The sequence below is a fragment of the Kribbella sp. NPDC000426 genome (genome assembly GCF_040300265.1).
Taxonomy (GTDB): domain Bacteria; phylum Actinomycetota; class Actinomycetes; order Propionibacteriales; family Kribbellaceae; genus Kribbella.
Window position 1 is genome coordinate 302479 of record NZ_JBEPDK010000006.1, and the last position, 22118, is coordinate 324596.

General features: G+C 68.8%; 18 protein-coding genes. 9 read left to right on the plus strand and 9 right to left on the minus strand.

Annotation, left to right across the window (positions count from 1 at the left end; translation table 11 throughout):
- Nucleotides 1-111 precede the first annotated feature (111 nt).
- A complete protein-coding gene (gene glgX / locus ABT313_RS30105; protein ID WP_502884041.1) occupies nucleotides 112-2172 on the plus strand; it encodes a glycogen debranching protein GlgX in 2061 nt (686 codons plus the stop codon).
- Here glgX and ABT313_RS30110 read toward each other — a convergent pair.
- Complete coding sequence (locus ABT313_RS30110) at nucleotides 2169-6446, minus strand: nSTAND1 domain-containing NTPase (RefSeq protein ID WP_350860778.1); 4278 nt, start codon at nucleotides 6444-6446, stop codon at nucleotides 2169-2171. The genes glgX and ABT313_RS30110 overlap by 4 nt on opposite strands.
- Before the next feature lie 138 nt (nucleotides 6447-6584).
- Here ABT313_RS30110 and ABT313_RS30115 point away from each other — a divergent pair, with 138 nt between their 5' ends.
- Both ABT313_RS30115 and ABT313_RS30120 read left to right on the plus strand, forming a co-directional pair.
- Nucleotides 6585-6986 carry a hypothetical protein gene (locus ABT313_RS30115; protein WP_350860780.1) on the plus strand — a complete coding sequence of 134 codons (402 nt, stop codon included), beginning with the start codon at nucleotides 6585-6587 and terminating at the stop codon, nucleotides 6984-6986.
- 287 nt (nucleotides 6987-7273) lie between these two features.
- Nucleotides 7274-7915, plus strand: a complete 642-nt coding sequence (locus tag ABT313_RS30120; protein WP_350860782.1) for an SGNH/GDSL hydrolase family protein — start codon at nucleotides 7274-7276, stop codon at nucleotides 7913-7915.
- Here ABT313_RS30120 and ABT313_RS30125 read toward each other — a convergent pair.
- The 4 genes from ABT313_RS30125 to ABT313_RS30140 all read right to left on the minus strand — a co-directional run bounded on the left by ABT313_RS30125 (nucleotide 7905) and on the right by ABT313_RS30140 (nucleotide 9873).
- Nucleotides 7905-8360, minus strand: coding sequence for a hypothetical protein (locus tag ABT313_RS30125; protein WP_350860784.1), 456 nt, complete (start codon nucleotides 8358-8360; stop codon nucleotides 7905-7907). The two genes, ABT313_RS30120 and ABT313_RS30125, sit on opposite strands and share 11 nt — an antisense overlap.
- Nucleotides 8357-8848 carry an RNA polymerase sigma factor gene (locus ABT313_RS30130; RefSeq protein WP_350860786.1) on the minus strand — a complete coding sequence of 164 codons (492 nt, stop codon included), beginning with the start codon at nucleotides 8846-8848 and terminating at the stop codon, nucleotides 8357-8359. The genes ABT313_RS30125 and ABT313_RS30130 overlap by 4 nt, the downstream gene beginning before the upstream one ends.
- Nucleotides 8845-9357 carry a DUF3995 domain-containing protein gene (locus tag ABT313_RS30135; protein WP_350860788.1) on the minus strand — a complete coding sequence of 171 codons (513 nt, stop codon included), beginning with the start codon at nucleotides 9355-9357 and terminating at the stop codon, nucleotides 8845-8847. The genes ABT313_RS30130 and ABT313_RS30135 overlap by 4 nt, the downstream gene beginning before the upstream one ends.
- A 78-nt stretch (nucleotides 9358-9435) precedes the next feature.
- The gene (locus ABT313_RS30140; protein WP_350860790.1) at nucleotides 9436-9873 is read right to left on the minus strand and encodes a PadR family transcriptional regulator; all 438 of its coding nucleotides are present in this window, start codon (nucleotides 9871-9873) and stop codon (nucleotides 9436-9438) included.
- 339 nt (nucleotides 9874-10212) lie between these two features.
- Between ABT313_RS30140 and ABT313_RS30145 the strand changes: the two genes are divergently transcribed.
- The 3 genes from ABT313_RS30145 to ABT313_RS30155 all read left to right on the plus strand — a co-directional run bounded on the left by ABT313_RS30145 (nucleotide 10213) and on the right by ABT313_RS30155 (nucleotide 12446).
- Entirely contained in the window at nucleotides 10213-10599 is a 387-nt protein-coding gene (locus tag ABT313_RS30145; RefSeq protein WP_350860792.1) for a hypothetical protein, read from the plus strand.
- A 153-nt stretch (nucleotides 10600-10752) separates the two neighbouring features.
- Entirely contained in the window at nucleotides 10753-11577 is an 825-nt protein-coding gene (locus ABT313_RS30150; RefSeq protein WP_350860794.1) for a MerR family transcriptional regulator, read from the plus strand.
- Nucleotides 11577-12446, plus strand: coding sequence for a transglutaminase-like domain-containing protein (locus ABT313_RS30155; protein WP_350860796.1), 870 nt, complete (start codon nucleotides 11577-11579; stop codon nucleotides 12444-12446). Before ABT313_RS30150 ends, ABT313_RS30155 begins: the two co-directional genes overlap by 1 nt.
- On the opposite strand, the gene ABT313_RS30160 is transcribed toward ABT313_RS30155, so the two are convergent.
- Together ABT313_RS30160 and ABT313_RS30165 are read right to left on the minus strand one after the other, a co-directional pair.
- Nucleotides 12439-13299, minus strand: a complete 861-nt coding sequence (locus ABT313_RS30160; RefSeq protein ID WP_350860798.1) for an alpha/beta fold hydrolase — start codon at nucleotides 13297-13299, stop codon at nucleotides 12439-12441. The two genes, ABT313_RS30155 and ABT313_RS30160, sit on opposite strands and share 8 nt — an antisense overlap.
- Nucleotides 13300-13315: 16 nt before the next feature.
- Nucleotides 13316-13915, minus strand: a complete 600-nt coding sequence (locus tag ABT313_RS30165) for a TetR/AcrR family transcriptional regulator (protein ID WP_350860800.1) — start codon at nucleotides 13913-13915, stop codon at nucleotides 13316-13318.
- 49 nt (nucleotides 13916-13964) lie between these two features.
- Here ABT313_RS30165 and ABT313_RS30170 point away from each other — a divergent pair, with 49 nt between their 5' ends.
- Nucleotides 13965-15428 carry an MFS transporter gene (locus ABT313_RS30170; protein WP_350860802.1) on the plus strand — a complete coding sequence of 488 codons (1464 nt, stop codon included), beginning with the start codon at nucleotides 13965-13967 and terminating at the stop codon, nucleotides 15426-15428.
- Between the two features lie 33 nt (nucleotides 15429-15461).
- Here ABT313_RS30170 and glgP read toward each other — a convergent pair whose 3' ends face one another.
- Complete coding sequence (glgP, locus tag ABT313_RS30175) at nucleotides 15462-18050, minus strand: alpha-glucan family phosphorylase (RefSeq protein WP_350860804.1); 2589 nt, start codon at nucleotides 18048-18050, stop codon at nucleotides 15462-15464.
- Nucleotides 18051-18225: 175 nt separating this feature from the next.
- Here glgP and ABT313_RS30180 point away from each other — a divergent pair, with 175 nt between their 5' ends.
- A complete protein-coding gene (locus ABT313_RS30180) occupies nucleotides 18226-20214 on the plus strand; it encodes an alpha-1,4-glucan--maltose-1-phosphate maltosyltransferase (protein ID WP_350860806.1) in 1989 nt (662 codons plus the stop codon).
- Nucleotides 20215-20267: 53 nt separating this feature from the next.
- A complete protein-coding gene (locus tag ABT313_RS30185) occupies nucleotides 20268-20840 on the plus strand; it encodes a GrpB family protein (protein WP_350860808.1) in 573 nt (190 codons plus the stop codon).
- Between the two features lie 112 nt (nucleotides 20841-20952).
- Here ABT313_RS30185 and ABT313_RS30190 read toward each other — a convergent pair whose 3' ends face one another.
- A complete protein-coding gene (locus tag ABT313_RS30190; protein WP_350860810.1) occupies nucleotides 20953-22110 on the minus strand; it encodes a threonine synthase in 1158 nt (385 codons plus the stop codon).
- Between the last annotated feature and the right edge of the window lie 8 nt (nucleotides 22111-22118).

The window sequence follows — 22118 nt, forward strand, 5'->3', positions numbered from 1 at the left end:
CGTTCGCAACCACCGTCTCACGAACATAAGTACCTCACTATCGAGAACTCACCCCGAACTGTGCAGAATGTGCCGGTGAAAGAAGCGACCGCCGCCCCGGATGCTCCCGGCCTGACCGCCGGTGCTGATCCGCGTCCGGGCGCAGTGGTCCAGACCGATGGGACCACCTTCACGCTGTGGGCTCCGGCCGCCGAACGGGTCGAGCTGGCCCTGATCGCGGACGACGGCAGCCAGCGGAACCTCGACCTCAGTCACACCGGTGAGTTCTGGACCGGGTTCGTGCCGGGCGTCGGCGCCGGCCAGCGGTACGGATACCGCGTGCACGGTCCGTTCGACCCTTCACACGGTCTGCGTTTCAACCCGTCGAAGCTGCTGCTCGATCCTTATGCGCGGGCGGTCGACGGTTCGCTGGACTTCTCCAGTCCGCTGATCTACGACTCGTCCGACGGCGATTCGGCCGGTCATGTCCCGGTCGGCGTGGTCGTCGCGGACTCCGCTCCGCCGCCGCCGATCAGCAAGCCGGTCCACTGGGGCGAGACGGTCATCTACGAACTGCACACGAAGGGGTTCACCAAACGGCACCCCGACGTACCTGAGCATCAGCAGGGCACGTACGCCGGGCTCGCGCATCCGTCGGTGATCAAGTATCTGACCGAGCTCGGCGTGACGTCGGTCGAGTTGTTGCCGATCCACCACTTCCTCACCGAGCCGTCGATCGCCGCGCGGGGTCTGCCGAACTACTGGGGGTACAACAGCCTCGGTTTCTTCGCGCCGCACGCGCCCTACTCGTCGTCGGGTTCGCGCGGTGAGCAGGTCGCGGAGTTCAAGGCGATGGTCGCCGCGTTCCATGCCGCGGGCATCGAAGTGATCCTCGACGTGGTCTACAACCACACTGCCGAGGGCGGGTTCGACGGGCCGACGCTGAGCTTCCGCGGCATCGACAACCGCGCCTACTACCGGCTCGCACACGGGGCCGCGATGTACGACGTGACCGGGACCGGCAACTCGGTCGACACCTCGCACCCACAGGTACGGCGGCTCGTGATGGACTCGCTGCGCTACTGGGTCGAGGAGATGGGCGTCGACGGTTTCCGCTTCGACCTCGCGGTGACGCTGGTACGGAACGAGCGGCACGAGGTGGACATCCCCGGGCATCCGTTCCTCGCCGAGGTCGCGGCCGATCCGGTGCTCGGCCGGGTGAAGCTGATCGCCGAGCCGTGGGACGTAGGCCCGTTCGGCTACCAGGTCGGCAACTTCGGGCCGCCGTGGTCGGAGTGGAACGGTAAATTCCGCGACAGCGTGCGTGACGTCTGGCGCAACACCTCCGACGGTGTGAAGGACCTTGCGTACCGGCTGTCCGGCTCGAGCGATCTGTACGGCGACGACGGGCGCTACCCGTACGCGTCGATCAACTTCGTCACCGCGCACGACGGGTTCACGCTGCGGGATCTGGTCAGCTACGACCACAAGCACAACGAGGCGAACCACGAGGACAACCGCGACGGCACCGACGACAACCGCTCCTGGAACTGCGGTGTCGAGGGCGAGACCGACGACCGGCGCGTGATCGCGTTGCGCAAACGCCAGATGGCGAACCTGATGTCGACGCTGATCCTGTCCACCGGCGTACCGATGATCACCGCCGGCGACGAGTGTGGCCGGACGCAGGACGGCAACAACAACGCGTACTGCCAGGACGACGAGATCTCCTGGTTCGACTGGTCCCTACCGGCCGCCTGGTCCGACCAGCTGGAGCTGACGAAGCAGCTGATCGCGCTCCGGGCCGCACACCCCGCACTGCGCCAGTGGCACTACTTCTCCGGCCAACCTGTCGTGCCCGGCGGCCGCAAGGACCTGTCCTGGATCGCTCCCCACGGCGGCGAGATGACCGACGCCGACTGGTTCGACGGCAACCTCCGCACCATCGGCATGTTCCTGGCCGGCGACGCCCTGAGAGCCACCGACACCGAAGGCAACGCCCTCACCGACAGCTCCTTCCTCCTGGCCCTCAACGCCACCCCGCAAACCCAACCCGTAGTAGTCCCGGACGCCTCCTGGGCCCCCGCCTACGAGGTAGTCCTCGACACCAGCCACAGCATGGTCACCGAAGTAGAAGCCGGCGCCACCGTCCCCCTGGCACCCCGCTGCCTGGTCCTGCTCCGCGCGCTCTAACACGTCTTCCGGTAGAGCCGCTCCCCGAAGTTCTCCCGCCACTCCGCCGCGGTCAGATCCCGCCCGGCCATCCGGCACGCCATCTCGACCGCGTGTTCCAGGCGGGTGTCCCAGTAATAGACACCGTCGTCGTACGACGCGATCACCACGGTATGGCTGTCCGGCAGGAAGTCGGCGGTCACCAGTTGCTGGTTCGGCGTCATGATCGTGCCGAGCAGCGCCGCGCTCTTGCCGTCGAAGAGCGCGATGCCGCCGTCCCAGCCGGCCGTCACCAGCAGCGCGCTGTCGGCCGAGAACGCGATCCCGTTGACCAGGCCCTGGTGGACGATCCGCGGCGCGGCGAGGTACTCACCGGTCGCGGGGTCGATGATCACGGCGTCGCCCTTCTCGCTGCCGATCGCCACCCGGGTCCCGTCCGGCGAGTAGGTCACGATGCTGGGGTATTTCATCGGGAAACTCCCCCGCCGCAGGATCCGCCCGGCCACGAGGTCCACTACTGCCCAACGATCGGACGGGACGTCCAGCCAGCTGGAGATGTTGCGGCCGCCGATCACCAGGAAGGCGGTCCGGTTGTCGGGGCTCGCCGACAACCATGCGATCGGGCCGCCGACCTGAACGGGTTTGCTGACCGGACGGAGGGTTTCGGCGTCCACCAGCGTCGCGAACCCGGATTGGTCACCGACGACCAAGCGGCTGCCGTCGCGTCCGCTGTAGTCGAGGTCGCCGATCCTGCCGGCCGTCACCTTCCGCGCGACCACCAGGCGACCGGTCCGGGTGTCCTCCACCATCACCTGCCCGGCCGTGTTGCCGAGCGCGAACCTGTCCCCGCTCGGGTGCCACGTCCCGCAACTCCAGGTCAGCGCACCGAGGTGCGTCGCGTCGAAGTGGACGACCTTGTCGGTCGCGGTGTCGACGAATTCTCCGTCAGGTACACCGGCATCCAGGTAGGCGGGATCGTAGTTGAGGAGCCGGTAGTAGCTCCGCCCGCCGGGAGCGATGAAACGACAGCCGTAGGCGAAGCCGGGCGGCGCTTTCTGCTGACTCAGCAGGTGCTGGCGACCGGTGAGATCCCAACTCCGCAAGGCACCGTCGCCTGCCGAGGTGTACAGCGTGTCGTCGCGCGGGCTGAAGGCGCCTGCCAGAGAGTCTCGTTCGGACAGCGGTATGTTCTCCAACGTCGCTCCGTCGGCGGTGTCCCAGACGATGACGTGATAGTCGGCGCCGAGCGACACCACCGACCTGCCGTCGTGCGAGAAGCGGACATTGAGCGGGTTGGCCCGATGTCCTTCCAGACGGTGCAGCGTTGCGCCGGTCGCTGCGTTCACGAGCACGACGACGCCGTAGTCACCGGCGGTGGTGTCCCGCGCCTCCTCCGCGAATGCCAGCGTCTTGCCGTCAGGCGCAATATCGGACACGACGAAGACGAGCTCCGGCTTCGACCACAGTTGCTTGCCGGTAGCAACGTCGTACGCCGCAGCCGGTTTGCTCAGATAGAGCCGGTCGCCGGCCGGGCTGACGACGGCGTCCTGGACGGACGCGGCGGCCAGCGGCATGACTCGTCGTACGGACGGCGCGCGGCCCGGAGCGACGTCCCAGACAAAGACTGCACCGCTGCTGAAGTCTTTCGTCACGCCGTTGCCGTAGTAGTGCAGTACTGCGACGAGAGAACGGCCGTCGTGGCTGTAGGTGACATGGGTCGCGCGGGCGGGTGTCTTGGTGAACCCGGGCAGATGGCGACCGGTCGGCTTCAAGGTCGTGGGATCGAGCAACACCACCGGCTCGGTGGTCGGAGGCGGCGTCCCGACAGCGAGTTCGCGATCGCCCGGGCTGAGCGCGATCGGATCCATGTAGTCCAGATGATCCGCACCGCCCGACCGGTTCGGCGGCTTGTACGACGCGAGTGGTTTGCCGGTGGTCAGGTCATAGCTGAGGACATGGCCGCTGGCCGCAAAGATGTAGGCCCGCCGGCCGTTCGCACTCACCTCGAGGCCGTACGAATCCACCTTCTCGGTCTCGATCGAGCTTGTCAGCTGCGGGTGTTTGGCCATCGTGGCCAAGAGGTTCGACCGGGACTCAGGCGAGTCATGCATGCGGACGGCGGCCACGGCAAGCAGCAGCGAGGTGTCGATGTCGGTCTCGACGACGGCCTTCGCACCTGCACGGCCGGCCGCCGCGATCGTTGCTGACTGTTCCGCGGCTGTCGCCTGGCGGTCGGCACGCCGCGCCTGGCCGGTTGCGAGGAATCCCGCAATGAGCGCGCCGACGAGTAGGAATGCGGCGGTGCCGAGTGCGACGCGTAGGCGGCGGTTGATGCGGATCTCCTGGCGGGCGCGGGTTTCGGCCGCGCGGAGTTCGGCGTCGGCGAGGCGTTCGCTTGCAGTGAGGAAGTCTCGTTCGACGGCCGTCAGGTCAGGTGCGGCCTGGTCACGCCACTGCAGCGCCTTGGCGAGGCGGACACCTCGGTAAAGCTCGCTGTCGGGGCGGGCAAGGGAGTCCCAGGAGTCGGCTACCTGGGTTAGGTGGTGGAGGATCTGCTGGCCTTCCAGGTCGTCGTCGAGCCAGCCGCGTAGGCGTGGCCAGGCTCGGGCCAGGGCTTCGTGTGCCAGTTCCACAGATTCGTCGTCGCTGGTGACCAGTCGTGCGCCGATGAGTAGGTCGATGAGCTCGTCGGACTCGGGCCCGGTGACGACTGTGCGTCTGGGCAGGCGACTGCGGCTGGGCTCGCCGTCGGGGCCGGGAGCGACGAGACGGAGCAGCAAGGCCTTCAGCAGCGGGCGCTGTTCCGGGGTGAGCCGTGCGTACACCTGCTCGGCCGACTGCGCGACGGCTCCCTTGATGCCGCCCGTCGCGCGGTAGCCGGCGACGGTCAGCGTGCGACCTTCCCGGCGTTGCCAGGTCTCCGCAAGTGCGTGTGACATCAGCGGCAACGCACCCGGCTGACCTGCGACCTCAGCGATCAGCACGTCGACCAGGCCGGGTTCGACGACCACTGCGGCCAGGCGTGCTGGTTCGGTGATGGCCGACCGGAGTTCGGCTTCGGACATGCTGCCGAGCAGATGCAATCCCGTTTCGACGACGTGCGCGAACTCCGGGTGGAACGAAAGGTCGGCGAAGCGATCGGCCCGGAAGGACAGGACGAGTGGAGCCTCGGCAGCGTGATCGGCGAGCCGGGTGAGGAACGTCGTACGTTCGGCGATGTCCTGACAGAGCGAGAAGGCTTCCTCGCATTGATCGACGACCAGGGTGGGCAACGGTCCGTGCCCAGGTAGCGCACTGGCCAGCGCGGCCATCGGGTGTTGCCCAGGTGTGATGGTCGCGACCCGGCGCCCGTCGCGCAGCAAGGACGCGGCGATACCGGCCCGGATCAGCGAGGACTTCCCGCAACCGGACGGACCGACGACCGCGAGGACCGAGCTGTCCGCGAGCTTCCGCAGCCCGGCCGCGACCTGGGACTCGCGGCCGAAGAACAGTTCGGCGTCGTCGAGGTCGTACGGCTTCAGGCCTTGGTAGGGGCACACTCCGCTCGGCTCCGGGAGTGCGTCCGGGACCGCCAGGTCCGGGTCCTGCCGCAGGATCGCCTGCTCGAGTCCGTCGATCTCCGAAGTCGGGTCGAGCCCGAGTTCGCTGCCGAGCACCGAGCGGAGCCGGCGGAGGGTCTGCAGCGCCTCACCCTGCCGGCCGTCGTGGTACTGCGCGGTCGCGAGCAGGGCCCATCTCCGCTCGCGCAACGGTGCCGCCGCGACCATCGCCTGCGCCGTACCCAGGATGGTCCCGTGACCACCTGATCGCAGCGCCGACTCGACGTACAGCTCCTCCGCGAGCTGGCGCAGTTCCTCCAGACGGGCGATCTCGATCCGCGCCGGGTCCCAGCTCGAGACCTCCTCGAACGGCCGGCCGCGCCACAGCGTCAGTACGTCGGCGAGCAGCGCTGCCGCCCGTTCCGGGGCATCGGTGAGCAGAGCCCGGGCCCGATCAAGCGCGTGCTCGAATCGCCGGCTGTCGATCTCGTCCTGCGCCACCGCCAGCCGGTAACCGGCCGGCGAGGTCTCGATCGCGTGATTGCCGAGGACTTTGCGCAACCGGACGACGCAGCCCTGCAGCACTTTGGTTTCCGACGCGGGCGGTTCGTCGCCCCAGAGGGCATCGGCCAGCGCCCCAGCACTCACAACCTCTCCTGGATGCACTGCCAGCGCGGCCAGGACGACGCGATCGCGCCGTGCGAGGTTCTTCCGCCCCCCATCGACTGTGAGCGGGCCGAGTACGGCGATACCCACGTTTCCGACTCTCCGACCGTTGCCGGTGCTCGTCAAGGGCTTCGATACCGCGCTGATACCGGTGGCAGCGGGGCCGATACCGCCTGGCTGGAGAACGGTGCTTGTCCAGTTCGATCGGAAGTCGGAAGAGGTAGACCGATGAGTAGCAAGTCCACTCGCACCCCGAAGCACTCCATGTCCCGCCGGCTCACCCGGCTGGTCGCAGGTGCCACGCTCGGCATCTCCGCTTTGACCATCGCGGCGCCGGCAATGGCGATCAACAAGCCCGAGCCGTCGGGTGGGTGCGTCGATCGGACCCTGATCACGCCGATCATGCCGGCCTCGCCCCCGCGCGGATCGCATGTGCCCGTCGAATGCCCGACCCTGGACGGACCGCCACTGCCGCCCGAGCCGACGACACAGCTGCCGGCCACGGCGGATGTCAGCGACTCGGTCGACCTGAGCTCGGCCGGTCTCGGGGCGCTGGCAGGGATCGCGCTCGGTGGCGCGGGTCTCGGCGTCATGCTGGCGATCCAGCGTCGCCGCGACCGCTCCGCCTGATCCGGGCCGCCAGATCCGGGCCGCCAGATCCGGGCCGCCTGATCAGAGCCGCAGGCCGGGCTCCTTCTCGGGAGTCCGGCCTGCAGTTGCGTGTTCAGGAGGTTGTTAACCTTCCGCCTGTACATTTTTCGGTCACCTGGTGTTTACCTCTGGGGGGATCGATGTTCTTGCTGCAGCGGGGGCGTGAGCGGACTACGCCTATTGGGGCCTTGCACCGGGCGATCATGCGGTGGGGGGAGGCTGAGCGGACCGGGTCACGGTTGGCTGTTCAGCGCTGGGTGGATGGCGTGGCGTACGTCGACGTACAGGCTCGGACCTATGCGGAGTACTGGACGCGGCAGAACACAACCGCGTTGTCGGCCGACGGACCGCTCTGGGTAGTGCTAGGTGACTCCACGGCGCAGGGGCTCGGTGCGTCATCGCCGCTGCATGGGTACGTCGGGCAGGTGCTCAACGCGCTGCGTCGGAAGGGGACGCCGTGGCGGGTGCTCAACTTGTCGCGGTCCGGGGCGCAGACGCGGCATGTGCTGGACGACCAGCTGCCATTGCTCGGGGGCCTAACCCCTGCACTGGTGACCTGTGGCATCGGCAACAACGACATCCTCGCTACCCCGCCGAAGCGGTTCCGCGACCACCTCCGTCAGGTGATCGACCGGCTGCCCTCGTCGTCGGTTGTGATGGACCTGACCGTTCCGGACCGGCTCTGGCGGGTGGGCGGAGCTGTGAGCCCGTACGTCGCCGGCATCAACCAGCTGATCAGCAACACGGCCACGGCCCGCGGACTGCCGGTCGCCGAGGTCTCCCGGTACGCCCGGCCGCCATGGCGCGGCATGCTCGCCCCGGACGCGTTCCACCCGAACAACCTGGGCTACCGGCGCCACGCGGACGCTCTGCTCGCCGCACTGCCGGCCGGCGTACTCAAGCCCTGAGCAAGCGCTCCAGTCGGCTCAGCGTCTTGGCGCTCTCCTGCCGGACCCGGATCGGCAGGATCGCCGCACGGCCCGGTACGCGAATGCCGCCGGTGAGTGCGACGCGCGTACCACCGCCAGGCTCGGCCGCGACCGCCATGCCGATGATCACGAACCGGCTCTGCAGCCAGCACCACCCCGGCCGGAACTGACCCGTCAGCCGCGCACGCTGACCGCGCTTGCCCTTCGCCAGTACGACGACCCGGTCGCCGTCGCGCTCGAGCACAGTTGCCGAAACGAAGTCGGCCTGGATCTCGGCGAACACCTGAAGGTCGGCAAGCATCGCCCGCACCCGATCCGGGTCGGCCATCAGGACCCGTTCAGTGACGGCAGCACCAGGCACACCCGCCGCGAGCGCGCGGAACCGCTCGACGTCCGTCAACTCGATGGTCGGCCAATCGGTCATGATCTCCACGCCTTCCGGAAGCTCGCCCGCGCACGGTGCAGCCGCGACTTCGCCGTACCCGCCGGGACGTCGAGTACGGCGGCCGCGGCCTGCTCGTCCATTCCTTCGAGGTCCCGCAATACCAGGACCGCGCGATGCTCCGGCGACAACCGCCGCAGCACGTCCCGTACGTCGACCGCCAGCTGCGGATCGTCGGCAGCAGGCAGATCCGCGAGCTCGGCCGGCTGCTGCCGCTGCCCCCGCCGCGCAACGCGGACCGCCTCGCGTACGGCGATCGCGCGCGCCCATCCGAACAGCGCCGCCGGATTCTCCAGGCCGCGCAGACCGCGGAAGATCGCGATCAACGCCTCCTGCGCCGCGTCGGGTCCGTCGCGGAGGGCGATCGGTCCGCAGATCCTCCCGACGTACGGCGTGAGCGCGTCGAGCACGTCGTTCATCGCGACCGTGTCGCCGCGCTGCGCCGCGCGAACAAGCTGCTCCTCGATCATCCGACGAAAGCGGCCTGCGCGGCCGGATATACCTGCTCACCCGGCTGGTAGGCGTAGGCAGCCATGGCGACCACTGTAACCACAGCAACTGGTCCTGCTACCGCAGCGGCCTTCAGCCACCGTGTTCGCAGCAGTCTGATGTCAGCAACGCACAGTGCGATGCACGCCGGCGTGTAGAGCAGCAGGTTGAGCCAGAAGAACGCAGTACCCGCGCTGGTGAAGATCCACACCAAGCCGAGAGCGGCTCGTGTGGCCAGGCCTGCCGCGAGGCCGGCTACTACTACGCGGGCGGCCGCGGATCGGTCAGACCGGAGTACCGCGAAGGCCAGTAGTAGGTGCAGTGCTGCGAGTGGCAGCACCACCTGCGGAGCGAATGAGACTTGAATGCCGAGGACCGCTCGGGAGAGTGATCGCTCGTCGGGCGCGGGCCAGGTGGCGCCTGTCGCCCAGTAGATGTGCAACGCCGCGAGCAGGACATGCGTGCCTGCGACGATCCTTCGAGACCCCATCCCGACCCCTCCTCAGATGTACCTGACATCCGCGAAGAGGAGTCGTTCGGTCGAGACGTTCCCTGCGTGACGCAGGTCTCACGCCTCTGGGGTCTTCGGGGGCTCGGGGACGACCGGAGCGTCGGCCAGGAGCAGGTAGAGCGAACGGCGTGCCTCGGCCAGAACCTTGGCGGCAGCGGTGCGCTGCTCTTCGGAGCCGGTGCGGGCGACCTGCCGAGTGGCCGAGGCCAGCTCGTCGATCAGTCCGCGCAGGTCGGCTGTCGGGCCCGCGTTGGCGAAAGCTGCGAACGGGTCGACCGCTGTCTCGCGACGGCCTTCGACGTACTCACGGCCGGCGTCGGTCAGCGTGACGAGCTTGCGGCCGGCTTCCGCGGTCACGGTGACCAGGCCCTCGTCCTCCAGCTGGTTCAAGGTCGGGTAGATCGCGCCGGGGCTGGGGGTCCAGCGCCCGTCGCTGCGGTCGGCGATGGCCTGCATCAACTGGTAGCCGTGCATCGGCTCCTCGGCAAGCAGCATCAGGACAGCCGTACGGACGTCACCGCGCGGCGCCCGGCCGCGACCGGAACCACGCCCTCCGCCGCGCCGGGGGCCACGCTCACCGCGACCCCTGAATTCGCCACGTTCGCCACGTTCACCGCGACCTCCGTGCATCGGCATGCCTTCTCCCATCCGCGGTCCACCGCGTCGGGGGTGATGGTGGCCGCCTCGGCGGCGGCCTCTGATCTCGTTGGGGGTGTTCATAATATCCTCCTCGATATTCTTCATGACACTAACGATATATCGTTACCGTCTTCAACACAACCCCCTTCCCAAAACTCGGTTGCGGGCGGTCGCCGGCGTGCCGAACGTGGGGAGATGGACACCTTCGAGGAACTGATGGGTGAAGTGCTGTCGACCGCCGACCGGTTCGGCCACCGCGAGCACGTGCGGCTGACCTGGCTCGCCGTACGGCGGTGTGGGACGGCCGGCGCGGTCGACCTGGTCAGCAGCGGGATCCAGCGGACGGCGCGGTACGCGGGGGCGCCGCAGAAGTACAACGCCACCGTCAGCAGGGCGTGGGTCGAACTGACGGCGTACCACATGAACGAGGCGCCGGACGAGAGCTTCGACGACCTGCTCGAGCGCAACCCCGGTCTGTTGAACAAGCGCCTACTGACCCACTTCTACGAACCACGCACCCTCGCATCACCCCAAGCCCGCACCGGCTGGGTAGAGCCCGACGTGAAACCGTTCCCGACGTGACGCCGCCGCAAGCGGCGAGCCCGACTCGCGACGATCCCAGAGCGAGCCAGCTGCGTCTCACCCGGAGCGGGCGGCTCCCCCCATCCCCCGCCACGAGCGAAGCGAGTGGCGGGTGCTTTACCTTGCCCCTGGGGCAGAGGGTTTGATGAACGCGTGTTGACGATCAGTGAGTTCGGGCGACGGACCGGGCTTTCCCACAAGGCGTTGCGGCTGTACGACGTGTCCGGGCTGCTCGCGCCCGCCCAGGTCGACCCGGCCAACGGCTACCGCTTCTACGAGGAAGCGCAACTGGAGCGGGCCCGACGGATCAGCGTCATGCGTCAGCTCGACATGCCGCTGGCCACGATCGCCGAAGTACTGGCGGGCACCGACGAGGAGGGCCTGATCCGGCTCGACCGCTGGTGGGCCGCCGAGGAGGCGACCACCGAAGCGCGCCGCTCCACCCTGCAGTACCTGCGCGACCGCCTGTCCCGATCCGGTACGCCGGGACTCGCGCCGCGACCGGTCCTGACCCGGGACGTGCCGACGACCAAGATCGCGTCGATCCGCGCCGACACCAACCAGCAGTTGCTGGTCGGCATCATCGTGACGTGCACCGACGAGATCATGGCGTACCTGCGCGCGGCCGGCGCGAGCGCGACCACCGGGTCGTGGGTGATCTTCCACGGCGCGGTGACGCCCGAGGGTGAGGCGACGGTCGAGGTGTGCGTGCCGTTCGACGGTCTCGTCGACCCGGCCGGCCGGATCGGGATCCGGGTCGAGCCCGCGCACCGGGAGGCGTACTGCACGATCACGATGAACGAGTGCGCGTACCCGCGGATCATGCTCGCCTACGACCTCGTGACGGACTGGGTCCGGGCGGCCGGCGTACCCGAAGCGGGTCCGCCGCGTGAGGTGTACCGCCCGGACTGCCAGCTGATCCCCCGCGACGAACCGGCCGTCGACATCGCTCTGCCCATCCTCGAAAGGAACCCCTGATGGACTACCAGACCCAGAGCCGGTTCAGCGACCCCGGCGAGTACGCCGGGCTGTTCGACGCCTTGCCGGACGACATCCCCGGCATCGCCGCTGTGACGCGCGACCTGATCATCCACTACCGCGCGGGCGGTATCGAGTTCACCGGCGAACGTCTCGCCGAGATCGACAGCCGGTGGGTGTCGGCGATCCTCGCCACGGACCAGAAGCGCAACGGTACGCCGCTCGCCGCACCGCGGAAGCCCTTCGACCGGGTCGTCGGATGCTGCCGCGACCACACGCTCGTGTTCGTCTCGGCCCTGCGGCACAAGGGAATCCCGGCGCGCAGCCGGGTCGGCTTCGCGGAGTACTTCGCCGAGGGGTTCAACCACGACCACGTGGTCGCCGAGTACTGGAACGGCGAGCGGTGGGTGATGATCGACACCGAGCTGGATCAAGCCGCCTACCCGTTCGACGTGGAGGACATGCCGGCCGGCCCGTTCCGATCGGCCGCGGACACCTGGCTCGGGTACCGGTCCGGCGAGCTGGACGGCGACCGGTACGGCGCGGATCCGAACCCGGACGCTCCGCTGAAGCTGCACGGCGGCTGGTTCATCCGCAACTACGTGCACTACCAGCTCGCACACCTGAACGGCGACGAGCTCCTGCTCTGGGACAACTGGGGCGCGATGACCGACACGCTTGACGGCGCCGACCTCGACCTCACCGACCGGATCGCCCGGCTGATGGTTGCCTCTGACAACGGAGACGAGACCGCGACGAAGGAGGTCAACGAGCTCTACGGCAACGACCCCGACCTGACCTTCGCCGGGCGCTCGTTCCACACCTCACCCGCCAGTGCACCGCCCTTCGCCTGGATCGACCTCAGCTGACGAGATCCGCGACCACTTGGTCGATGCTGTTCAGCAGGGAGATGTGACCGTCGCCCGGCAGGAAGTGGAAGGTGCAGCCGGAGACGTGCGCGGCGAGCCAGTGACCGTGGTCCGCGGGGACCATCCGGTCCTGGTCGCCCTGCCAGATCGCCACCGGGGTGGTGATCTGGTCCAGGGGGAAGCCCCAGTCCTTCACGAACGCGAGGTCGTCGTCGCGCCAGCCGGCGATGCTCTCGGCAACGGAACGCCGGCACGAGGCCGCGAGCCAGTCCAGGATCGGACCGGTCATCGCGGCCTTGTCGACCTCGGACACCAGGTCGCCGAAGGCAGCCGCCAAGTCAGCGGGCGCCGCGGAGGCCAGTCCGCTCGACTCCGCCTCCAGCAGTGGCTCGAGAGCCTCGCGGCCGTTGAAGGCGGCGCCGAACTCGGCCAGGTTCTCCTCGCCCATACCGACCATGAAGTCCAGCCCGTCCGCGTTGGCCGGTCCCACGCCGGCCACCGACGCCGCCGCGATACAACGCTCCGGGAGCAGGGCCGCGCACGCCAGCGAGTGCGGTCCTCCCCCGGACATGCCGATGCTGTAGAACCGGTCGGCGCCGATCGCGTCGAGCAGTGCGGCGGTGTCCGCGGCAACATCCGCGATCGACCGCCCGGGGTGCGGCGTCGAAGCGCCGTACCCGGCCCGGCCGGGGCTGACCAACCGCAACCCGTGCCGCACGGCCGACTCGGCGAGCGGACCGAACCGCACCGCTGCACCCGGGGTGCCGTGATGGAACACGAGCGGTACGCCGTCCGCCGGTCCCTCGATCAAATACTCCAACTTGCGGCCATCGGCGAGCTGCACGAACTCCATGCCGCACAGCGTAGCTTTAGCCGACGCCGTTCCGGAGGGCGTCGAACAATCGGTCCAGCCGGACGCGATGGTCGGCGGCCACGTTCTTGGGGGCGTCGCCCGCGGTCATGCGGCGCGCGGTCTCGACGAGTACGGCGGTGTAGCCGGCGATGAAGAACGCGGCCAGGAGTGACGCATCGCCCTCGAACGCGGGGTCGCGGTCGAGCTCTTCCGCGAGCGTCTGCTGGAGCTCGGACGCGATCTCCCGCGACCGGGCGATCAGCGCGGGCGAGGCCGCGACGGTCCGGTAGAACGGGACCGATCCGTCCTTGATCCCGGCCAGCGCATGCTCCTCGTCGAGCAGCCGGACGGTTGCCTGCTGCAACGACGTCAGTACGTCGGCGTCGCGGTCGCGGACGGCGGAACGCAGTACCTCGACCGCGTCGTCGGTGCGGTCGAGGAGCAGGTCCTCCTTGCGGGGGAAGTGCTTGAACACCGTCACGCTCGAGACGCCGGCCGCGCGGGCGACCTCGGCGACCGTGACGCCGTCGAACCCGCGTTCGAGAAACAGCCGCGTCGCCACGTCCGAGATCCGGGCCCGCGTCTGCGGTCCGCCCCGCGCATCGGTTCTGGGCATCTTCCCTCACTTTCTTGCGTCACTAAGCTTAGTAAGTTAACTTAGTGGCATGACCTCCACACCGACAACCGTCATAGCAGCTCACCCGCCCCACTCGCTGCGGGACGCGTGGGTGGCGCTGGCCGGACTGTCCGCGGTGTTCCTGTTCGAGATGCTCGACAACTCGATCCTGAACGTCGCCCTGCCCACGATCGGGCGCGAACTACACGCCTCGACGACCGCGCTCCAATGGGTGACCGGCGCGTACGCCGTGGTGTTCGGCGGGCTGATGCTGGCGTTCGGGGCGATCGCCGACCGGTTCGGGCGGCGGCGGATCATGCTGACCGGGCTGGTGCTGCTCGGTCTCGCAAGCCTGGCGACGGCGTTCGTCTCTACTGTGGAGCAGCTGATCGCCGTCCGGGTGGCAATGGGGGTCGCCGCCGCGATGACGACGCCGGGGTCGCTGGCGTTGTCGTTCCGGTTGTTCGAGGACGACGACCGACGGGTCCGCGCGACGACGCTGATCTCGACCGTGGGTCTGGTCGGGCTGGCAGTCGGTCCGACGGCAGGCGGTTTCGTGCTCGCGATCGCGCCGTGGCAGGTCCTGCTGCTGGTGAACGTGCCGGTCGCCGTACTCGCTCTCATCGGGGTGCGGCTCGGCATCGCGGCGGACGTCCCGGCCGAGCTGCACCGGGATCCGATCGACATCGCGGGCGCGGTGCTGGGTACGGCGACGATCGTGCTCGCCCTGGTCGCGCCGACGCTGTTCGTCCACGAGGGGGCGGGCTCGTGGGCACCGTGGGCGACGACCGCAGCCGCTGCCGTCGGCGCGGTCCTGTTCTACCTGCGCGAGCGTTCGGCGAGGTATCCGCTGCTCGACCCGAAACTCGTTGCACACCCGCTCGTTTCGAGCGGTCTGGCCTTCAAGGCCGCGGCGGGTCTCGCGACCGCCGGCCTGGGTTACCTCGTCACGCTCCAACTGCAGCTCGACTGGGGCTGGTCCCCCGCGCTCGCCGCGATCGGCATGCTCCCGCAGGTCGTCGTACTCGTCGCGGGCGGTGCCCTGATCGGCCCGTTCGTACGACGGGTCGGGCTCGGCCGGGCTGCGTGGATCAGCGCCGGAGCCGTGGTGATCGGTCTCGCGGTCTACGGATCGTTGAACCGCTTCGGCTATCTCTGGGTGGCCGTCGCCCTCGTGCTCGTCGCGGCCGGCATGCGCGTCGTCGGAGTGGTTGCCGGGGTCAACGTTCTCCGCGGCCTCCCGGAGAACCGCACCACGATCGGCGCGGCACTCACCGACACCGCCACCGAGGTGACGTCCGGAGCCGGTCTGGCTATCGCCGGCACGCTCCTGGCCGTGATCTTCACCGGCCCGATCACCACGCCGCATTGGACCGCCCACCAGACCACCCTGTTCCACCAGGCAACCACCACGGCCGCGCTGACCCTCACCGCCCTCGCCGCGGCATTGGTTGCCTACGGCATCGTCCGCACCCGCAGGCACGGACAGACACAAAACAACCCCGCCTGGTGAGGCAGGCGGGGCTGTGTCTTTTGTGTTGTGGGCTCAGAACTCCGAGCCGGCGGGTAGATCGGGAGTGGTCGGGTCGTCGGGGTCGGACGGGCCGGCGGCCAGGCCGAGTTCGGCGACGCTGGCGAGAGCGACGTGGTTCGGGACCACGCGGACCGTGTAGCCGAACGGACCCGTGCGGTCCAGCTTCAGCTCGCCGTCGTAGCGGTGCCGGTTGCCCTCGTACGTCTCCGCCAGCGACAGCGACGCGCGGACCGGGTCCGTGATCTCGTCGTTGGCGTCGACGCGGCCGTGCAGGACCTCGACACAGATGTCGTCCGGAGCGAGATCGCCGAGCGCCGCGAAGGCGCGGATCCCGACGGTCGTGCCGAGCTGCGGCACGTCGCCAAGACCCTGCAGCTCCACGTGGTCGACGCGGATCTGCGGCCAGGCCGCAACCACCTTCTGCTTCCACGCGGCCAGCTCGCGCGCACCGTCGTACGTCGAGTTCAGCGAACGCGACGACTTCGCGGCCGGCACGTACAGCTGCTCGACGTAGTCGCGCACCATCCGGGTGGCGAGCACCTTCGGGCCCAGATCCTTGATCGTGTTCCGCAGGTTCTGGATCCAGCGGGCCGGCACGGCGCCGTCGTAGAAACGCGGCGCGACCTGCTTCTCGATGAGGTCGTACAGCGCGTGCGCCTCGAGGTCGTCACGCCGGTCGGTGTCCTCGACGCCGTCCGCGGACGGGATCGCCCAGCCGAACTCGTCGTCGTACCACTCGTCCCACCAACCGTCGCGGATCGACAGGTTCAGCGCACCGTTCAGCGCCGCCTTCATACCGGACGTGCCACTCGCCTCGTAGGGACGCAGCGGGTTGTTGAGCCAGACGTCGCAGCCCGGGTACATCGGCTGGGCCAGCGCGATGTCGTAGTCCGGGACGAACACGATCCGGTGCCGCACGTCCGGGTCGTCGGCGAACCGGACGACCTCCTGAATCAGCTTCTTGCCGCCCTCGTCGTGCGGGTGCGACTTGCCCGCGATGACGATCTGGATCGGCCGCTGCGGGTGCAGCAGCAGCGCCTTCAGCCGCTCCGGGTCGCGCAGCATCAACGTCAGCCGCTTGTACGACGGGACCCGCCGGGCGAACCCGATCGTCAGGATGTCCGGGTCGAGGATCGAGTCGACCCAGCCCAGCTCGGCCTCGCTCGCGCCGCGGTTGATCCAGGACTGCCGGACCCGCGCCCGGGTGTCGTCGATGAACCGCTGCCGCAGCAGCCGCTTCGTCTCCCAGATCTGCTGGTCGGTGGTCTTGTCGAGGCCGTCGAAGATGTCCTCGTCCGCGGTGTAGTTCGCGTAGGTGAGGTCGTGGATCTCACGCGCCACCCAGGTCGGCGCATGCACGCCGTTGGTGATCGAGGTGATCGGTACGTCGGTCGAGTCGAAGCTCGGCCACAGCCCGGAGAACATCCCGCGGCTGACCACGCCGTGCAGCTTCGACACACCGTTGGCCCGCTGCGCCAGCCGCAGGCCCATGATCGCCATGTTGAACAGCGCCGGGTCGCCGCCCTCGAAGTCCTCGGCGCCGAGGGACAGGATGCGGTCGATCGGCACCTCGGGACCGAACACGTCGGCCGAGAAGTGCTGCTGGATCAGCTCGACCGGGAACCGGTCGATACCGGCCGGGACCGGGGTGTGGGTGGTGAACACGGTGCCGCCGCGGTTGACCTCGAGCGCGGTGTCGAAGTCGAGGTCCTTCTCGGCGGCCAGCTCGCGGATCCGCTCCACGCCGAGGAAACCGGCGTGACCCTCGTTGGTGTGGAACACCTCGGGCGCCGCGTGACCGGTGATCCGGCAGTACGTGCGGACCGCGCGGACACCGCCGACGCCGAGCAGCAGCTCCTGGAGCAGCCGGTGCTCGGTGCTGCCGCCGTACAGCCGGTCGGTCACCTCGCGCTCGGACGGCTCGTTCTCCTCGATGTCGGAGTCGAGCATCAGCAGCGGGACCCGGCCGACCTGGGCGACCCAGATCTGCGCGTGCAGCTGCCGGTTGCCCGGCAAGGTCAGCGTCACGGTCGCGGGTGCGTCACCATCCCGGAGCAGGCTGATCGGCAGCCCGTCCGGGTCCACCAGGGGGTAACGCTCCTGCTGCCAGCCCTCACGGTTCAGCGACTGCGTGAAGTACCCGTGCCGGTACAGCAGGCCGACGCCGATCAGCGGTACGCCGAGGTCGCTCGCCGCCTTCAAGTGGTCACCGGCGAGGATGCCGAGACCGCCGGAGTACTGCGGGAGGACGTGGGTGATGCCGAACTCCGGGGAGAAGTACGCCACCGCGTTCAGCGGCGATCCGGCGCTCTGGAACCACCGGTCTTCGGTCACATAGCTGTCCAGGTCGGCTACTGCCAGTTCCAGCCGGCGCAGGAAAGCGTGGTCGTTGGCCAGCTCGTCGAGCCGGGCCGCCGGGACCTCACCGAGCAGCTTGACCGGGTCACCGCCGGTGCTCCGCCACAGCTGCGGGTCGACGGCCTCGAAGACATCCTGCGTCTCCGGGTGCCAGGCCCAGCGGAGGTTGTTCACCAGGGTGCCCAGGCCGGTCAGCGGCGCAGGCAGGACAGGGCGGACGGAGAATCGTCGTATCGCTCGCACCGGGACACCGTACCGGGCCGGGGTGCGCAAAACACCTTCGGCGTGCATCGATCTTGCAACGCGAGCAAGATTTTGCAGGCCCGTGTGTCACCGGCGGCTACTGGGAACCGATAACGTCAGTCCTGTAGTTCCGACTTGCTGACATCCGGCCAGACACAGGGAGTTCATCCACGCCATGACTGGGCGCATCCCGATCACCGAGGTCACCCCGACCGTCGACGCCGGAGCGTATCCGGCCAAGTCGGCGGTCGGCGAGACGTTCACCATCGCGGCCACGGTGTTCCGTGAGGGCCACGACGCGGTGAACGCGAACGTCGTACTGACGTCGCCGTCGGGACAGACCAGACGCATGCTGATGAGTCCGGTGGGCCAGGGCTCGGACCGCTGGACCGTCGACGTGACGCTGCAGGAGCAGGGCGCGTGGACGTTCGCGGTCGAAGGCTGGAGCGACCCGTACGGGACGTGGCGGCACAACGCCGAGATCAAGGTGCCGGCCGGCCTCGACGTCGACCTGATGTTCGCCGAGGGCGCCGCGTTCTTCGACCGCGCGGCGGCCGGCGTACCACCGGCAGTGCGGGCCGACCGAGGGACATTGAGCGATGCCGCACACGCATTGGCGAACGGCGCCTTGCCGCCGGAGGCCCGTTTGGCTGCAGGCATCTCGCCGCAGGTCCGCGCGGCCCTCGGCCGGTATCCGGTGCGTGAGCTGATCACGTCCTCGGAGACGTACCCGGTGTGGGTCGACCGGACCCGCGCGCTGTACGGCAGCTGGTACGAGTTCTTCCCGCGCTCCGAGGGTGCGACGTACGACGAAGAGTCGGAGCAGTGGACCTCCGGCACCTTCCGTACTGCGGCGAAGCGACTCGAAGCCGTTGCGAAGATGGGCTTCGACATCCTCTACGTGCCGCCGATCCACCCGGTCGGCCACTCGTTCCGCAAGGGCCCGAACAACACGCTCGACCCGAAACCGGGCGACCCGGGTTCGCCGTGGGCGATCGGCTCCGAGGACGGCGGCCACGACGCGATCCACCCCGAGCTCGGCACGTTCGAGGACTTCGAGTACTTCGTCGGCCGCGCCCGCGAGGTCGGGCTCGAGGTCGCGATCGACCTTGCGCTGCAGGCGTCGCCGGACCACCCGTGGGTGAAGGACCACCCGAAGTGGTTCGCGAAACGCGCCGACGGCTCGATCGCGTACGCCGAGAACCCGCCGAAGAAGTACCAGGACATCTACCCGATCAACTTCGACGACGACCCCGAAGGCATCTACGCCGAAGTACTGCGGATCGTCCGGCTGTGGATCTCCAAGGGCGTCACGGTGTTCCGCGTCGACAACCCGCACACGAAGCCGGTCAACTTCTGGGAGTACCTGCTCGGCGAGATCCGCAAGACCGACCCGGACGTGGTGTTCCTGTCCGAGGCCTTCACCCGCCGGCCGATGATGCGCGAGCTGGCGAAGGTCGGCTTCCACCAGTCGTACACGTACTTCACCTGGCGCAACGAGAAATGGGAGCTCGAGGAGTACCTCACCGAGCTCACCAAGGAGACCGCGCACTACCTGCGCCCGAACTTCTTCGTGAACACGCCGGACATCCTCACGGCGTACCTGCAGTACGGCGGTCCGGGCGCGTTCAAGATCCGTGCGGCGATCGCGTCGACGTCGTCACCGGCTTGGGGTGTGTACGCCGGGTACGAGCTGTTCGAGCATGTCGCGCTGCGGCCGGGGTCCGAGGAGTACCTGGACACCGAGAAGTTCCAGCTGCGGCCGCGCGACTGGGCTGCCGCCGAGGCGGAGGGGCGCTCGCTGGCGCCGTACATCACGCTGCTGAACAACATCCGCCGCCGGCACCCGTCGCTCCAGCAGTTGCGCAACCTGTCGCTGCACACCGTCGACGACGAAGCGATCATGTGCTTCTCGAAGCGCTCGACCGCCCCCGACGGCCACACCGACACCGTCATCGTCGTGGTCAACACCGACCCGCACTCCGTCCGCGAGTCGATGGTCCACCTCGACATGGCCGCCCTCGGCATGCGCCCCGAAGACACCTTCACCGTCTACGACGAAATCAGCGGCGCCACCTGGCGCTGGGGCCAACAGAACTACATCAAACTAGACCCCAACGCCGAACCCGCCCACATCCTCGCAGTACGCCGAGGCCAGGCCTGAACCGAGCGGAGATCGCGTCGCTCGGTCGTCCCCGGCGTTCATAAGATGCGCTGATGGACATCGAGCTGACGCAGTGGCAGGAGAGCTGGGCGAAGGACTTCGGCGAGCTGGCCGCTCGCATCAAGACCGCCGGCGGTCCGTCCGTGCTGCGGGTCGATCACATCGGTTCGACGTCCGTCCCGGGGATGACGGCGAAGGATGTGATCGACGTCCAGGTGATCGTGCGGCAGTTGCCCGACGAGAAGCTCGAGAACGGACTGCTCGACGCCGGGTTCACGCGGTCGCCGGGCGCACACGAACTGCGCGATCACGTACCGGACAGCTGGGACGGTGATCCGTCCGCCTGGGACAAGTGCGTGTTCCGCCCACCGGCGGCGACCCGGCCGGGCAACGTGCACGTCCGGATCGCCGGCAACCCCAACGAGCGTTATGCCTTGCTCTTCCGCGATTTCCTGACCGCGGACCGCGGCTGCCGCGAGGCCTGGGCGTGCTTCAAGCAACGGCTGGCACCTGAGGTGGACACGCTCAACGCGTACGGCCGGGTCAAGGACCCCGCAAGCGACGTACTGATGGCCGCCGCCGAGCGATGGGCAGCCAGCACCGGATGGCAACCCCCTCGGCGCTGAGCCGAGCGCCGGCGGTCCGGAATACCCGGGCGGGTTGGCCTCCTGGGGACTGACGATAGGCAATGGCTTATCTCCAGTGCCCAGGAGGTGGTGCCGGCCGCGCGGGGTTGGTTCAGAGCGGCACAGTCTCCGGGTATTTGAGGCCGGCGCCGGTGTTGAGGGCTACTACTTGGTCGTCTGCGCGGATCCAGCCGGACTCTCGCAGGGTGCGGATGGCGGCGAAGTTGGCGGCGCCTTCGGGGCAGATGAACGAGCCCTCGAGGCGGGCGACGGCATGTTGTTCGGCGAGGATGTCCTCGTCGTCGACCGCGACGGCGCAGCCGTCGGTCTCCGCGATCGCCTGCAGGACGAGGAAATCGCCGAGGGCCTTGGGGACGGTGATGCCGAAGGCAACGGTCTGGGCGTCGGGCCAGGGTTCGCTCTCGGGGAGGCCCTTCTCCCAGGCGCGGACGATCGGCGCGCACCCGGTCGACTGTACGGCGACCAGCCGCGGCAGCGGGCCGGAGATCCAGCCGAGGGCGAGCAGTTCGTTGAGCGCCTTCCAGATGCCGATGATGCCGACACCGCCGCCGGTCGGGTAGACGATCACGTCCGGCAGCTTCCAGTTCAGCTGTTCGGCGATCTCCAGGCCCATCGTCTTCTTGCCCTCGATGCGGTACGGCTCCTTCAGCGTCGACGCATCGAAGTACCCGGTCTGCTCCCGCACGTACGCCGCCGCGTCGCCGATCAGCCCGTCGATCAGCACCAGCTCAGCGCCGACGACGGTCACCTCACGCCGGCAGATCTCCGGCGCCGCGATCGGCATCGCGATCAGCGCCTCCATGCCGGCGCGCGCGGAGTACGCCGCCCACGCCGACCCGGCGTTCCCGTTCGTCGGCATCGCGATCTTCCGTACGCCGACCTCGTACGCGCGCGACACCCCGACGGCCGCGCCCCGCGCCTTGAACGTGCCGGTCGGGATCAGCCCCTCGTCCTTCATCAGCAGCCGCTCGACCCCGAGCTCGGCGCCGTACCGGGGCAGCGGCAGCAGCGGCGTCATCCCCTCCCCCAGCGTCACCACGTTGTCGGGCGATCGCACCGGCAGCAGCTCGTGGTACCGCCACAGATCCGGCGCGCGCTCGGCCAACGCGGCCGGCGTCACCGTCACGGACGGCAGGTCGTACCGCGCGAGCAGCGGCGATCCGCACGGGCAGAGCCCGATGATCTGGTCGGCGTCGTGGATCGCTCCACAACGAGGGCACTCGAGATGACTCAGCGCAGAGAAGGTCACACCTGCAG